The following is a 15,222-nucleotide window of genomic DNA, read 5'->3' as shown; positions in this document are numbered from 1 at the left end:
TAAATCACTCCAGGAATGAGAAAGTCTTAAGCCCCTAACTAAACGACTTAGAAGAACAGTAAGAGGGTGGTGAATGACTATTCTCTATCTGTGAGGTATGACCATTGGCTTATTGGTTTGTGCTAAAAAATTTGATACACAAATTACTTGAATCGCCATTGCCTTTATTCTTCACGTAATCATAGTTTTAGTGATTTATTTCAAAAACAACAAAAGGAATATGCTCCTGTACACGACCTTGCAGGAATATAGCAATATTCAAAAATTAGACGCCTTAGGAGAATCTTATAGAACTTTAGTAGTCTTTACAAGAATAATCATTGTCTTAGATGCTTTTCTATGGCCTGTAATATTTCCAATCAAGTTCGTCTTCTGAATTATGTACAGAATGTTTACTCTAAGAATATGACAAGTAAAAAAAATGATCATCAAAGGTAGTCTTGAATTAATTCCAGACGAAGAAGAAATAGCTGCAGATCCTTTTTATAGCTTTCTAATAAGAGAAGGTTTATATGAAGACTCTTTAGCTATGGGTAAATTCAATTCTTTCGAAGAAGAATTAGAAGAAAACTTAGCTCCTGTAAAGAAAACTGAAGATGTTGAAGAGAAAAAAGAAGAAACTAATGATGAGAAAAAAACAGAAGTTAAAGAAGAGGAGAAAGAAGCAACAAATAACAATGAACAACAAAAGAAAAAATGATAAACAGTGAGAACTATCCAATTACCAGGAAATACATATTTTTTGGCTTTCTAGAGAAACAAGATAGATTAGTCAGAAGATGATTGAAGATAGAGCTGTGAATAATAGTTCTTTTATCTGTAGCACAAATAGCAGCTATCAATCATTCCTACTCTATGCTTGCCATGTGAGTTATATATCCCTTAGTGACAATTATCTTGGCAATAACAGGAACTCTAAAGAATATAAGGTTCTATAGACTATCTAAAAAAGCTAGCGAATTAATCTCAAAACACAAAGACCAATATTTAAAAGATATATTCAACAAATCTCCTCAATTTCTCAGATACATAATTTTTTTAGATACCCTTTATCCTATTTCATGACCAATCAGTTTCCTATTCAAACTAGCTTTTGTTAGAAATGTATATAGAATGAATATGCTTATGTTTACAACGCAAATGATATAAAATTTATTAGAAATTATGTTGAAAATAAGACTTTCAAGAGGAGGAAGGAAAGCATTACCTATTTATAGAATAGTTCTTATAGATTCCAGAAAAAAAAGAGATGGAGCCTATTTGGATCTATTAGGAACATACAATCCATTCAGCAAGGACATAAAACTAGATTTGGAGAAGTATTCTAAATATCTTTCAACTGGGGCGCAGCCTACAAATATAGTTAAGAGTCTTCATAAAAAAATCACTGAAGCTAATAATTAATGAACAAAGAGGAATTAAATAGCTACATAAGCGCTTTTCAATTCAAAGAAGGTATTCCTGAAATAAGATCGGGATACACAATCACTGTATCAGAAAGAATCACAGAAGGTAAAAAATCTAGGATTCAAAAGTTTCAGGGAATAGTAATAAGCAATCATCACAAAAAAAGAATTACACATAATGTTCTATTAAGAAAAAAATTAGACGAATTTTGAATAGAGAAAAGATTTTTCTTGCACTCTCCTTTAATAGAAGAAATAAAAATAGATAATCTAGCTAGAACAAGAAGGGCGAACCTTTACTACTTAAGAAACTACAGAGGATTAACTGAAAGGCTAAGAAGAATGAGAAAAAGAATACCTGTCAAATCGAAAACAGAAAAAGAGTAGTGAAATTCACTATTCTTACTATCTTTCCATCTTCATTAGAGAGTTATATAAATAGCTCCATAATACAAAAAGCCTCTAAGAAAGGTTTAATAGAGATAGAAGTAATAAACATAAGAAAGAAGCCATGACAACAAGTTGATGACTATGCATACGGAGGAAAATCAGGAATGGTTTTAAAAATAGAACCAATAGTTGAAGCTTTAAAAGAACATCAATTACTAGACAAACATATAGTTTTGTTAACACCAACAGGTACTACCCTAAAACAATCTCTAATAAAAGATTTAGTTAAGCATAAACATATAGTGATGATATGCGGTCACTATGAGGGCATAGATGCCAGAATAGAGAACTATATTTCACAAGAAATATCAATTGGCGACTACGTATTAACTTCTGGAGAACTCGGAGCAATGGTATTGCTAGATAGCATAACTAGACTAGTTCCTAATGTAATAAATCAAGAATCCTTACAAACAGAATCCTTTGATTGTGATCTACTAGATTTTCCAGTTTATACAAGACCTCAAGAATTTGATGGTCACAAAGTTCCTGACATATATCTAAATGGAAATCACAAAGAAATAGAAAAATTCAGATTAAGAGAGCAAGAAAGAATTACCAAAGAAAAAAGGCCTGATCTGTACAACAAGTATATAGATAAAAAAAGAAAAAATTTGAAATATAAAAACTCCTAATTCTCTTTAAAAGAATACATTTTTTTTGTAAATATAATTTTATATTGCCAATATCTAGGCAGGTGTTGATTGCTGGCTTATTTCTATAAGTTAGAGGAAAGTCCTTACTTCCACAGTCCTGAAATGGCTGTAGTGTTGATGCAGACACATAAAAAATAAAGTCTGACGCTTGAAAAAGTGATGGCGAGGATAAGGCTAAGGGAAACTACTACCTTATTCTTGTAAAGTGCCACAGAGACGAGCTATATGGAAACATATAGGTGAAACGCGGTAAACCCCTTCAGGAAGAAACCTAAATTACGGTCAGGGAGTTCTATCGAAAGAAATAAATGGAGATAGGAAATACTTTCTAAGTATTAGATTAATTATCAACCTTAGACAAAATAAGGCTTACTAAGCCTAATATTGGCTATTTTACGAAAATCTTTTCAAACATTTCAGTGTAATGTTTAACAGGAATAAACTCAACTTTCTCCTTAACATCATCAGGAATATCGCTTAAATTCTTAGTATTTTCATCAGGATAGAAGATAGTATCTACGCCCCCTCTAACAGCCGATATTACCTTTTCTTTTAAACCACCAATAGGCAGCACTTTTCCACGCAAAGTAATTTCTCCAGTCATTGCAATTTTTGAAGAAACTGGTTTATTCAAAAAAGAAGAAATAAGAGCTGTTGTAATAGTAACTCCAGCTGATGGACCATCTTTAGGAACACCTCCGGTAGGAACATGCAAATTAATGTCTATATTATTTCAATCTATCTCTTGATTCTTAAGACCAAATAATTCTTCATTAGCTCTAACATAAGCTAAAGCTACATTTGCAGATTCCTTCATAGTATCCTTCAAATTACCAGTCAAAGAAAGTCCTCCCTTTCCTGCTGTATGATTGACTTCTATAGGCAATAAGTCTCCTCCAAAATCTGTATACGCCATACCATTAACCACTCCAGGAATACTCTCATCGTCCTTTTTAGTCACATCATATATCTCATAGTCAAGGTAAGTCCTTACCTCTACAGGAGTAATAACAGATACTTTGTTCTTATCTACTACTAATTCCTTAACAACTTTTCTAGCTATTTTTTCAATATTTTTCTTAAGATTTCTAACTCCTGCTTCTCTGGTATATCTCTGAATAATGAACAACAAAGCTTCATCAGTAAACTGCAAATCATCTTTTTCCAATCCCACACTATTAAGAACATCAGGAACAACATGTTCTTTAGCAATATTTAACTTTTCTTTTTCAGTATAGGTTCTAAGATGAATTACTTCCATCCTGTCTCATAAAGGATCAGGTATGTTTTCTTCATAGTTAGCAGTCGCAATAAACATAACTTTAGATAGATCAAAATCCTCTTCCAAATAATGATCATTAAATTCAGTATTTTGTTTGGGATCCAGAATCTCTAAAAGTGCATGAACAGGATCTCCATGGTATCCAACAGAAATCTTGTCTATCTCATCTAACAAAAAAACAGGGTTCTTAACTTTTGCTTGTCTTAAACCTCTAATAATTTTTCCAGGCATAGAAGCCACATAAGTTCTTCTGTGTCCTCTAATTTCTGACTCGTCATACAAACCTCCAAGAGAAATCTTCACAAATCTCTTTTTTAAAGCTTTAGCTATCGAGTGAGCCAAAGATGTTTTTCCAACCCCAGGAGGCCCTACAAAACAAATTATGGTTCCTGTTTCTTGCTTAGATTTCTTCTTAACAGCTAAAAACTCAATAATCCTGTCCTTAATTTTTTCCAACCCAAAATGACTATCATTCAAAGTTTTCTGAACCTTTTTAAGATCTGTCTCATCTTGAGAAACATACATTCAAGGAAGATTCAACAATCAATCTAAATAACTTCTAATAACAGTAGCTTCGTTTGAATAAGAAGAACACATCTCAAACCTCTGCAATTCTTCCCTAGCCTTTTCTATTACATTGGGAGGAAAATGACCTTTCTCCAATAAACCTCTTATTCTCTTAACCTCTATTTCTTTTGAAGAAGAATCTCCTAGCTCTTCTTTAATAACTCTTAATTTCTCTCTAAGGTAAAACTCTTTTTGCTGTCTACTTATATTCCTGGTAACTCTTTTAGAAATTTTGTCTTCAATAATCGCCTGCACATCATCACCAGTTGGCAAATCAAAAATATTTATTCCTCTCTTATTCTTTTTTCCCTCTATAGAAAGCATCAAATTCAACCTATTGAATAGATCAGGATCGCACAAAAGAAACTTTTTAGCTTCTAAAACACCCTTTCGATCCTTCTCTCAAGCATCCGCAATTTTGTCTATTATCTGCTCTAAATCTCCACTACTATCTCTCAAAAGCTTTACTAATATTCTTGTCTTATCCTCATCTTTGGACAAAGAAAGACCTTGCTTTCTAAATACTTTTAAAATGGCTGTTTTGCACTTATTCCTGTTTGGTTGCCTGGTTCTAACTAATCTACATTCCGAAAATCAAACACCAACTCCTTTTTCTCCGCCGACTTCAACAACTTTAGACTCGCAAGAAGAAATCTTTGCTCTGCTTAAACCGCGAATTACTAAAACAGTTCTACTTCCTCCGGCCTCCCTAAACTCCTCTAAAGATAAAACATCACAAACAACACCTATATCAAGAACATCGCCTTTCTCTAAATTAGAAGTCTTTAACTTTTTGGTTGAAGTTATCAACAGCCTGCCACCATATTTCTCCAAAGATAATCTGACAGCATCAATGTTGTAAGCCTTACATATTTCTAATTCCCTCTGTATATTGGGAAAAACAACATCATCCGACAGGATGATTGTAGGCAAACATTCAGGCATAACCGCATACAAAATCTACTTTTTGGGATTATTTTAGCAAATGATCAAATTAATTGCTAAATTTTAACCTTTGATCCAAAAGCCTAAAAACCTTAAATTGCAGGATAAATTCTTGAAGAACTTCTTCCTGACAATTAAATACGCTCTCTACTTTTTTATAACCATATATTCAAGGATTCTCTTCAATATGTTTAGCAAATGCACCTTTATCTTCTTCTGCGACTGTTATTTTCTCTCTTTCAGCAACAGCTTTAAGAACCAAAGAAGAAGTTAAATTATGAACATGATCAATAAAAACCATTTGAAATGTAACTTTATTTCCTGGATTCCTTGATAACTGGTTATAAGTTTTATACGCTTCTCTTCTTATATTCTCCACTGGAAAAGGTTCCAATTTATGAGAAAACAACCACCTAAGAATATCCCTATGTCTAACAACCCCGTTGTACTCTAAACTGCTGCTCTTAACTTCTGCGGCAAATTCTTCAACCGTTACCGAAGAATCAAATTTAAGTTCTTGAAATGCCTTCTCTATATCAGATTTCCTATTATTCTCAACAATTGAGATAGTAAAATCAACCTCATCCTCGCCAAAAGCTACTTTCACATTTTTCTTATCCCCTACTTTAGATCCAATAATAGCATCCACTATTTCACGCTTCTGTTTTGTTGTAGACAAATCCAACCTCAAAATATCATAGGTATATTCGCCTAAGACTTCTCCTTTAGAGTTCTTAGCTACCAAAGATACAAAAACAACACTATCTTTTGTTACTTCATCATCCTTGCAGGAAACAAGGCAAAGATCTTCAGAATTTTCCATATACTCAAAAAAAGTTACAATTTCAGAATAATCATGCAGTTCCACTGATGGCATCTTTTCAAAAGTAACATCAAACACCATTTTTCAAGTCTGCTGATTAAATTCAGTTATTTCGCTCTTAATTGGAAAACCAAAAATCTTTTCATCTAATTCTTTGTCTTCAGTCGCAATCTCTCTAACAGAAGAATCTATTATTCTGTTAACAACTCTATGCAACTCATCTTTTAATCTGTCTCTATTTTTTAAATAACTAATAACCATATCAATAGGGGCATGTCCTTTTCTAAAGCCAGGCACAGATATCTTCTTCGCAACATTAACAATATGGCTAGCATAAATAGCCTGACTCTTTTCTGAATCAGCCTCTATGCTGACTATAAAATGGCCTCCATCTTCCTTAACATTCAATATCTTCATTCTCCTGAATTATTTTTTATCTTCTTGTCTAGGCTTTACTAACTCAAAGTAATCTATCAGTAATAGAAAAGCAGCATATGAATCTATTGAATGTAGAGAGCTATTTTTGCTTATTCCCAACTCTTTCAAAATTCTTCTACTTTCTACAGTAGTGTTAGTTTCTCTAACCAATATAACTTTTCAATCTGTTTTAGCTTCTATCATCTTAATAGCCAATTTCACTAATCTCTTCATCTCTACATTTCTGTAATCATTATCTTCCCAGCTTCCAATGACCACTTTATCTATCTCATGAACTTCATAACTACGCTTTTTAAGAATATAAATCAATTCATCAAATCACTTATCTGGGCAATGTTCCAACTTTACTTCAATTTTTCTAAGAGGAGTAATCAACTCTAATTCCTCACTAGAAATTGCCAAACCAGTCTTATTTCTTCCTACATCTATTCCAAGGACTCTCATTACGACCTGGAAAAACCGTCAATTAGTAATTAAACAGACTACTAAAGGAGTTTGGATCAGTAACTATTTCATCTGGAGTTTTTAAACCTGTTCCAGCAGGAATTAAGTTCCCAACCATAATGTTTTCTTTTAAAGATCTTAGATAGTCAATTTGACCTTTCACTGAAGCATCGGTCAAAATCTTCTTAGTATCTTGGAAAGAAGCAGCAGCTAAGAAAGAGTTTGTTTTTTCTGGCGCTTCCTCTAGACCAAAAATAATATTCACGCCTATAGGAGGAGTTTTATTATCTAGCAGTAACTTGGTGCACTCTTGAACAAACACTGTGTAATCGACAATTTCATTCATAACCCACTTTGAATCATTAGGTGAAAGAACTTTCATTTTTGAAGTCAACTGTCTAACGATAATTTCAATGTACTTTTCAGAAATATCAATACCTTGAATCCAATAAACTTTCTGAACTTCTTGAACAATGTAACTTCTAACAGCATCAATGCCCAACACTTCAAGAAGTTTTTTCAAGTCTACGCAGCCATCACAAAGTCTTTGACCCAACTCAACCCTCTGACCTACTTCTACCAACACAGGCAAGTTCAAATCGATTGCATACTCTCTGGTATCTATATCATTCTTAACAGTTATCACCTTCTCTCCTTCAGTAATCTCAATGTTATGAACTATTCCTGCAATCTCGCTAATAACTGACTGTTCTCATTTTTTAGGAGTAACAATTTCCAATAATCTTTTCAATCTTTCAAAACCTTGGGTAATATTAGCCTCGCCGGCAACACCACCAGAGTGGAAAGTTCTCATGGTAAGCTGAATAGCTGGCTCACCAACTGATTGAGCTGAAATAACCCCAACAGCAGCGCCTACATCTATTAGTTTCTTGGTTGTTAAATCAAATCCAAAACATCTCTGACAGACACCTTGTTGCTGTCTACAATGCAGAACAGATCTAACTTGTACTCTTGTAATTCCAGCTTCAGCAACCTTATTAGCTAAATCAGCTGTAATCGGCTCATTTGCAGCAACAATTATCTCCCCTGTTTCTGGATGAACTATATCTGTATAAGCGCATTTATACATAATTCTTTCTTGAAGAGTTTTGATTGGGAAATTCTGAGCATCATCAATAATCGCCTCAATAAACAATCCCTTATTACATCCACAATCCTCAGACTTAACTATTACCTCTTGAGCAGCATCCACAAGTTTTCTAGTCATATAACCTGATTTAGATGTTTTCATCGCTGTATCTGTCATACCCTTTCTCGCACCATATGAAGAATTGAAGTATTCAATAACAGTTAAACCCTCTATGAAAGATCTCTTAATAGGAACCTCAATAATATCGTGAATAACCTTAGCATCCAAGTTCTGATCATAGTTATATGATCTGTTCATTAACCCCCTCATACCTGACAACTGAATAAAGTTTGAAATATTACCCCTAGCACCAGATCTCGCCATGATAATAATTGGATTATTTTTGAATTCTGCGCTATTAAGAGCAGTCTTAATATGATCAGAAACCTTATCTTTTACCTTAGATCAAATAGAAACAACATTTTTATATTTCTCATCATTAGTAATCAAACCTTTTTTAAGGTATTGTTTTTGTTTCTCAACCTCAAGATCAGCCTCCTCAATAAGAGCATATTTTTCTGTAAACTGCGGAACATCAAAAGCTGAAATAGTAGTACATGAATGGGTTGAATATTCAAATCCTAAATTCTTAATTTCATCTAAAACAGGAGCCAATTCAACGCATGTGTAGTTGTCATGAAGATCTTCAATCAAAGAACTAATAACTCCCTTGTCGAAAGGATCTTTATCAACATAAGAAGCTAAAGCTGACTCTCTATCAACAGGACCAGTCAAAATATCGTTCTCATTCACAGACATATTCTTGCTTTCAGTCACATACTTGTAAGTGTCAGGCAAGATCTGATTGAAAATAATCTTTCCAATAGTTGTCATCACCACTCCGCTCTTAGGGAATTTTCTTTGAGGGAAACTACTTGTAGGAATAAATACCACAGAATGAAGTTCCACTTTTTCCATTTGATAAGCAACAATTGCCTCTAAAGGAGTAGCAAACATAGTACCACTACCTTTTCCTGACTTATCTTCAGTGGTCAAATGATAAATACCTAAAACCATATCTTGAGAAGGAGTAACAATAGGCTTACTATCCTTAGGCCCTAGAACTTGTCAAGGAGCCAATAAAACAGACCTTGCTTCATGAATAGCCTCCTTAGACAAAGGCAGGTGAACAGCCATTTGGTCACCGTCAAAGTCAGCGTTAAAAGCAGTAGTTACAAGAGGATGCAAACAAATAGCTTTACCCTCAACCAATATAGGTTCAAAAGCCTGAATACCCAATCTGTGAAGAGTAGGAGCACGGTTTAGAAGAACTGGTCTCTCTTTAATAACTTTATGAACGACAGGTCAAATCTCATCTGATTGTTCAGAAATCATCTTAGCAGCAGTTTTTATATTAGGCGCGATTGGCATGCATTCATTCCCAAGATCATCAACTTTTCTTATTAATTCACCAATAATAAAAGGTTTAAATAAAGAAAGAATTAACAGAATAGGCAATCCTACTTGGTACATCTTCAGCTCAGGACCAACAACAATTACTGACCTACCAGAGTAGTCAACCCTTTTACCAAGCAAGTTCTGTCTAAACAATCCTTGCTTACCTTTCAAATGATCAGTAATAGATTTAAGAGGATGCTTGTCTTTAGCAGTTAAAGGTTTTTTTCTACCCGCATTATCAATCAATGAATCTACAGCCTCTTGCAACATTCTTTTCTCATTATTAGCAATAATATGAGCAACGTTTAACTTAAGAATTCTTGCCAATCTATCGTTTCTAACAATAATTCTTCTATAGAAAGTATTGATATCTGAAGCAGTAAATCTACCACCTTCCAACTGAATAATAGGTCTTAAATTAGGAGGGATAACAGGGATAACCTTAAGAATCATTCACTCTGGTCTGTTTCCAGATTCTCTAAATCATCTAACTACTTGCAATCTAGCTAATATTTTTCTAACCTTAGGATCAGAATAATTTATTTGAGAACTTGCGTTCAACTCCTTAGTCAACTTAAACTCTAAAGATTCAAGATCGATTTTCTTAAGTAGCTCATAAATCGCTTCTGCACCAATACCAACTCTAAGACCAGTATGCTTTTCAAGATATTCAAACATATCCATAATTGAGAAAGGCAGATTGGAATTTGTCAATGCTTTGTAATAAGCTCTACCTTGTTGATAATCCATATTCATGTGATAATTAGTTGGATTTTCCTTAGAAATTCCTTCATAAATATTTCTAAGCAGGCTTCTCAACTTAGCTAAAGAAGGCGCAGAAGCTTTTGATCCTGAAACATCAATAATCTCCAATTCATTAAATAAAGGCTTATCTTCTACTTGGGATGTCCCAGAATCAAGAACAATGTAATTATTAAAGTAAACAACTTCCTCAACATTCTTATATTTGATACCCAATATCAAAGAAATTTTCGCAGGCAAAGGCAACTCTTTAATCATCCAAATATGAGCAACAGGACAAGCCAACTCGATATGACCCATCCAATCCCTTCTAACTAATGACTGAGTAATACATACTTTGCATTTCTCACATCTCTTGCCTTTATATTTAACCTGTTTGTACTTACCACAAGAACACTCATAATCTTTTATAGGGCCAAAAATTGCTTCACAGAAAAGACCATTCTTTTCTGGCTTAAGAGATTTGTAATTAATAGTTTCAAAAGTCGTAACTTCTCCTTTTGATAAAGATCTAATATATTCAGGAGAAGCTAAACTTATCTGCAATCCTTTAACTGTAAATTCATTTGCATTCACAAATTTACTTCTATCAGTAGAAGTCGGATGTATTTTTGTACTTGAAACTTGTGTTTTATTTACTATCGCCATAAAGTCTTTTAGTTAGTTTTACTATTTTTTCTACTTATAGCCATTGAAAAATCATTTGCAACTGTCGCACTTCTAGTTGGTGGTAAACCTCTATTTGAAGAATTATCTGGAGCCACAGTAACAGTATCTCTACTTAATTGTTTCTCAATGAACTCATGACAACTAATAAATTTGTTCTCATCTCCATATTGAACATTAATTTTCATGCAAGCACCTTCCAGTTTTTTAATTAAAAGTTTAAATGACTCAGGAATATTAGGTGTAGGAAGAGGCTGCTTCTTGATGATGGAGGAGAAAACAGACTGTCTCGACTGAATATCGTCAGACTTAATAGTTAGCAACTCTCTTAAATTATAAGCAGCACCATAAGCTTCAAGAGCTCAAACCTCCATCTCACCAAACCTTTGACCACCATTTTGACATTTACCACCAAGTGGTTGCTGTGTAATTTTTGAGTAAGCACCTACAGATCTAGCATGAATCTTGTCATCTACCATGTGATCTAGTTTCAACATGTAAATAACTCCAACCGTAATCGGTTTCGCAAACTTCTCTCCAGTTCTACCATTAATAAGTGTGAACTTACCATTATTCGTAGCAGGGTCTATCTCAGCTTCTTTCATAATATCCACCAAGTCTTTATGTGTCACACCTGAGAAAACAGGAGTTGAAATCCTTATATTTAAGTCATCAACAGACATACCTAACTTAGACAAAATAATTGTGAAATTAACTTGACTCATTTCTTTAGCATCATTAAGAGTTTTCACGCCTATTTCTGACAAATGATCTTTCATAACCTTAAATAATCTATCAGTGGTCTCAGGATCCAACCCAAACACGCTACTTGCCAATTCCTTATTTCCTTCAAAATAAAGCTCCAACAATCGTTTAAACACCATTTTTCTGGCAGCAAAACCAAGATGTGTCTCCAGAACTTGCCCAATGTTCATCCTTGAAGGAACACCAAGAGGGTTAACAATAATGTCAACAGGAGTTCCGTCTTCTAGATAAGGCATATCCTCTCTTCTAGCAATCTTGGAAACAATACCCTTATTACCATGTCTACCAGCCATCTTGTCTCCAACTTGGATTTTCCTTTTTTGAACGACGAAAACCTTAACAACCTCAATTACATCATCATTCAACTTATCATTTTTGTAAATAGAAAATCTCATAATTTTCGTAACAATACCTCCGCCACCAGCAGGGACTCTCAGCGAACTATCCTTAACAGATTTAACTTTTTCAGAGAAGATAGCTTGCAATAATCTCTCTTCTGAAGTTTGCTCAGTAACAGCAGTAGGAGAAGTCTTACCTACCAAAATATCACCTTCTTTAACCTCCGCACCAACCATAATAATTCCGTTCTCATCAAGATATTTCTTTTCTGAATCTGTCACATAAGGAATCTGTCTAGTTATCTCTTCATCACCTATTTTTGTTCTCATACATTCAACAACATGTTCCTGAATATGAATAGACGTATAAATATCCTCCTCTATCAATCTAGAAGACAAGATAATTGCATCCTCATAGTTGTACCCATATCAAGTAGTAAACGCAACAAGTAAATTTTGACCAAGCGCTAATTCCCCATTTTGCATAGCAGGACCATTACATAAAGCCTGACCCTTAGTTACTTTTTGACCTACCCTAACTAATGGATACTGATTTTTACATGTACTATGATTTGATCTTTCAAATTTATAGAATCTAGTATTCTCAGTTCCTAAATCGGATTTGTCATACTTAACTGTCACAGACTTTCCATCTACATGAGTAATAACCCCATCCCCTTTAGCTAAAACAACTAATCCTGAGTCAGTAGCAATCTTATGTTCAACTCCAGTTCCTACAATAGGAGACTTAGGAGATAACAAAGGCACAGCCTGTCTTTGCATGTTCGCACCCATCAATGCCCTGTTAGCATCGTTGTGCTCCAAGAAAGGAATCAAAGATGCAGATATAGAAACTAACTGATGACAACCAACATCTATGTAATCTACCAATTTAGAATCAACGGTCTCAATAGAATCCTTGTATCTAACAGTTACAGAACCAATTAACCTATTTTCAGAGTCTCTAGGAACATTAGCTTCAGAAATAATGTAATACTCTTCTTGAAGAGCAGACAACCAATGCACTTCGTCTGTAACCTTACCATCTACAACCTTGTAATAAGGAGTAACTAAAAATCCAAACTCATTTAATTGAGCAAAAGAAGCCAAAGCCATAATCAAACCAATGTTCATACCCTCAGGAGTTTCAACAGGACACAGCTTTCCGTAATGAGAATAGTGAACGTCCCTAATACTTAAGTTAGGATCCTCTCTCTTAATACCTCCAGGCCCCATAGCTGAAATCTTTCTCTTATTAGTCAACTCAGAAAGAGGATTTTGTTGATCCAAGAACTGTGTCAATTGGTGTGAATTAAAAAATTCTCTAATAACAATCTGAAACGGCTTAGTGTTCAAAATTGACTTTATAACGAAAGAAGTATCAGGAGCATCTCTAAGAGTGGCATAATTAATTCTCGCCTCCATATTATTAACTCTTTCAACAGCAAACCTAGCTATTCTTGACATAGCTATTACGATTCTGTTTTGAAGAAGTTCGTTGACCAACTTCAATCTTTTATTTCCCAAATGGTCAATATCATCTAATCCTCCTATTTCATCTCACAGATGAACGATATAAGAGATCATCGCAAAATAATCTCCGAATCTAATAATAGGCTCTACTTCTCTGTACTGAGGAACACCATGAATTTTGATAACCGGGGAAGAAAGTGATCTCGTCTTATGAATCAACAAAGATTCAAGTTCTATAAAAGAATAATGTTTGTAATTAGGAAAATCTTGTGGAGCATAAGGCAACTCTGTCTTGCTCAAAATATCTAACTTTTTCTCCTTAGATAAATTTACGAAACGAGAAATCTCCGCTCTTCCCATGAAAGTTCCTTTAGGGAAAACAATATTTCCATCAAAATCCTTAACGTCCTGAGCCAGAACCTTTTGGAAAATTCTATTGGCCAAAGCCATTTTGTGATCTATCTTGAACCTACCAGCAACTCCTATGTCATAGTAATTTCTTTCAAACAAATATGACCAAAGCAACTCTTGGAAAGAATGAACTCTATAACTAGCTGACTCATATGAAATGCCAAATTCATTAATCAAGAAATAAGAAGCCCATTCAACTGTTATGCTTTCAAGTATTTTTCTTGATTTTTCAATTTCTTTTTCTAAAGAATCCTTAACTCTTAAATACTCCTCACTTGAAGTACTATCTGCAGCAGCAGTCTCCAACTTACTCAATAAATCTCCAATTTTCTCCCAATTTTTGTTGTAAAGGTCATAAGACAATCTATTAAGAGTTTTGTATATTGTGTCTTCTGAATCTTCCAATCACTTATCAAAATCTTTCACGTTCAAAACATTAGCTTTGAACCACTTCATGTAAAGAGAATTCTCCTTAAAAATCAAATCTCGAGGGTTGTAATCTTCTTTGTCTAAAGTATTTTGAATGTAATCGACATTATCGCAAAGCTCAAGAATTTGCTCTTCACTCATACCAAGAGCTTTGAACAGAACAGTAACAGGAAATTGAACTACGCTATCACCAACATTATTCTTAGCAGTGGCTTTAACTATGTATTTTCCTCCCTTCTCTTTAACATAATTGAACAAAAGCATACTCCCTTTGATAGGAAGTAGTTCACAAATAGTACCTTCCTGAACCCTTTTCTTAGAACTAGTTAACTTAATTTGCGATCTATTAAGAATGTAAGTACCAGGAGCTCTAACAATTTGACTAATAATAAATTTCTCAATACCATTGATGATATAGTTGGAACGTGAAGTCAATTCAGGTATATTCCCCAAGAAAATAGTGTCTTTAGCTGTTTGTTCAGTGTTCTTACCTTGTTTACTTGTTAGCTTTACTTTTATATAAATTGAATATTGAAAACTCTTCCCTTTCTCAAGAGCTTCATCTTCACTAAACTCAGGCTCATGAAACAGAACATCTTCTAAAACTATTTCTGTACTTCTACTCTGAGAATAAATAGGAAAATAAGAAGAAATCAACTTTTTAAGATCCTCTTTTATAAACTTGTCGTAAGCGCGAATCTGAATCCCTTTAAGATCTGGGGGATTAAAATTTGGATACTTAACTTTAGCAAAATCTAGTCTATTAACTAGCTTACTGAAGCTATTTAAGGGGTACTTTCCTAATTTCATCTATATAGA

Annotated in this window: 9 protein-coding genes and 1 other RNA gene; 5 read left to right on the top strand and 5 right to left on the bottom strand. The window is 33.9% G+C overall.

What is annotated here, in order from left to right; genetic code table 4:
* The first annotated feature begins 97 nt into the window (after positions 1–97).
* The 5 genes from H6411_RS01810 (at position 98) to rnpB (ending at position 2,886) form a co-directional block, all read left to right on the top strand.
* Positions 98–703, top strand: coding sequence for a hypothetical protein (locus H6411_RS01810; RefSeq protein ID WP_216082930.1), 606 nt, complete (start codon positions 98–100; stop codon positions 701–703).
* Positions 704–1,164: 461 nt separating this feature from the next.
* On the top strand, positions 1,165–1,404 hold the full coding sequence (rpsP, locus tag H6411_RS01805; protein WP_216082929.1) for a 30S ribosomal protein S16: 240 nt from the start codon (positions 1,165–1,167) through the stop codon (positions 1,402–1,404).
* Complete coding sequence (locus H6411_RS01800; RefSeq protein ID WP_216082928.1) at positions 1,404–1,793, top strand: 50S ribosomal protein L19; 390 nt, start codon at positions 1,404–1,406, stop codon at positions 1,791–1,793. The genes rpsP and H6411_RS01800 overlap by 1 nt, the downstream gene beginning before the upstream one ends.
* Positions 1,793–2,491, top strand: a complete 699-nt coding sequence (trmD, locus tag H6411_RS01795; protein ID WP_216082927.1) for a tRNA (guanosine(37)-N1)-methyltransferase TrmD — start codon at positions 1,793–1,795, stop codon at positions 2,489–2,491. The genes H6411_RS01800 and trmD overlap by 1 nt, the downstream gene beginning before the upstream one ends.
* A 58-nt stretch (positions 2,492–2,549) precedes the next feature.
* An RNA gene (gene rnpB, locus H6411_RS01790) (RNase P RNA component class B) lies at positions 2,550–2,886 on the top strand.
* 14 nt (positions 2,887–2,900) lie between these two features.
* Here the strand turns inward: rnpB and lon are convergent.
* Genes lon through rpoB form a run of 5 tightly spaced genes read right to left on the bottom strand, consistent with a single transcriptional unit; the run spans position 2,901 to position 15,213 of the window.
* Positions 2,901–5,306 (bottom strand): endopeptidase La, encoded by a 2,406-nt coding sequence (gene lon, locus H6411_RS01785; RefSeq protein ID WP_216082926.1) that lies wholly within the window; start codon positions 5,304–5,306, stop codon positions 2,901–2,903.
* Between the two features lie 49 nt (positions 5,307–5,355).
* Positions 5,356–6,546, bottom strand: a complete 1,191-nt coding sequence (locus H6411_RS01780) for a trigger factor (RefSeq protein WP_216082925.1) — start codon at positions 6,544–6,546, stop codon at positions 5,356–5,358.
* Between the two features lie 9 nt (positions 6,547–6,555).
* The gene (locus H6411_RS01775) at positions 6,556–7,011 is read right to left on the bottom strand and encodes a RuvX/YqgF family protein (RefSeq protein ID WP_216082924.1); all 456 of its coding nucleotides are present in this window, start codon (positions 7,009–7,011) and stop codon (positions 6,556–6,558) included.
* 22 nt (positions 7,012–7,033) lie between these two features.
* Positions 7,034–10,969 (bottom strand): DNA-directed RNA polymerase subunit beta', encoded by a 3,936-nt coding sequence (rpoC, locus tag H6411_RS01770; RefSeq protein ID WP_216082923.1) that lies wholly within the window; start codon positions 10,967–10,969, stop codon positions 7,034–7,036.
* Positions 10,970–10,977: 8 nt separating this feature from the next.
* Positions 10,978–15,213: a DNA-directed RNA polymerase subunit beta gene (gene rpoB / locus H6411_RS01765; protein WP_216082922.1), complete on the bottom strand. Its 4,236-nt coding sequence runs from the start codon at positions 15,211–15,213 to the stop codon at positions 10,978–10,980.
* Positions 15,214–15,222 lie beyond the last annotated feature (9 nt).

Source organism: Candidatus Mycoplasma haematohominis (genome assembly GCF_902712995.1).
Lineage (GTDB): Bacteria > Bacillota_I > Bacilli_A > Mycoplasmatales > Mycoplasmoidaceae > Eperythrozoon_B > Eperythrozoon_B haematohominis.
This window is presented reverse-complemented; position numbering and strand designations above follow the sequence as displayed.